The sequence below is a fragment of the Vibrio sp. 2130-1 genome (genome assembly GCF_033339515.1).
Window position 1 is genome coordinate 1 of the sequence record NZ_JAWOUT010000193.1, and the last position, 770, is coordinate 770.

Annotated in this window: 1 protein-coding gene and 1 pseudogene; both read left to right on the top strand. The window is 45.6% G+C overall.

From position 1 onward, the window contains the following. A partial coding sequence (locus R7Q09_RS25120) for a helix-turn-helix transcriptional regulator (protein WP_318143817.1) occupies positions 1-214 on the top strand: 214 nt, incomplete at its 5' end. Between the two features lie 131 nt (positions 215-345). After that, a pseudogene (gene esxD / locus R7Q09_RS25125) lies at positions 346-770 on the top strand (type III secretion system regulon anti-activator ExsD); the annotation flags it as partial.

Here is a 770-nt window from a genome sequence, read left to right on the forward strand (position 1 = left end):
GCACTATGGCATTTCTCCAAGAGCTTGGATCAGTGAACGTCGCTTATTGCACGCACACAAGCTTTTGCTGACGAGCAAAATGAGCATTGTCGATGTGGCAATGGAAGCGGGATTTTCCAGCCAATCTTACTTTACTCAAAGCTATCGACGTCGCTTTGGTACTACGCCAAGTAAGGTCCGTTCCGGTGATGAGCAAGTCGCCATCGCTAATTGAAATGACTTATGACTAAAATTTTCGGACTAATTTTGAAAGTCACCGACGGACATAAAATTCTATTATGTTCAGCGTAAGAACGAATAATTCAAATTTATTACATCCCTTTCATTCTGGAGTGTTCGAAAGGGATGCGGAGAAGAACACAAATGAAAAAGCAGCATTGGCGACGCCGTTCGCTTTTTCCTGACAGCATTGTGACGCAAAGGAAAGTCACTGTTTTGCAAAGAGGAGCACGATATGAGAGTGCGTCTCAGCCATCACAGGATCTCCATGTTGTCCACGTGAATCACCGACAGCTGTTGAGTGAAGGTGTGCTGAATGACGACCAGTTATCGTTGTTGCAACGCTTGTTGGACAGAAGTGTGGTGGACAGTTTGTGCGCCAGTCAATTGGTGAAAACGTATTTGAGACTGGGCACATCGATTGACCGCTTTGCCATGCGTCTGTTTTTAGAAATTGGCGCTCAGTTAAGTGACAGTCAACGAGTGGCGACCTTTGAGCAGAGGCTCGAATACATCAACTCTCGATTGGGCTTTCGCTTTAATTTGGCCAC